General features: G+C 72.8%; 1 protein-coding gene. It reads right to left on the reverse strand.

Annotation, left to right across the window (positions count from 1 at the left end; genetic code table 11):
• On the reverse strand, nt 1-298 hold a 298-nt coding region (locus ACLBYB_RS33220; protein WP_447701430.1), incomplete at both ends, for a tyrosine-type recombinase/integrase.

Consider the following 298-nt stretch of genomic DNA (forward strand, 5'->3'; position numbering starts at 1 on the left):
AGGGTATGGGGACCGACCCGCTTGGGGATCCCGGCCGCGCGCGCCGCCTCGACGACGACGCGGTGGAGCTGGCGTGTGCTGATCGGCCGTGCCCAGTCCTGGCCGGGGAACAGCCAGCCCTGGCGCTGCAGGACACCCTGCCGGTGGCCCTCGCTCCACCAGCGCCGCAGCAGGCCCAGGAGATCGGCCGACAGCATGGCATTGCGGTCGCGGCCGGCCTTGCCGCATTCGATCCGCAGGATCATGCGGGCCGAGTCGATATCGCCGATCCTGAGCGCGGCGACCTCGGCCACGCGCA

Source organism: Methylobacterium sp. D54C (assembly GCF_053345595.1).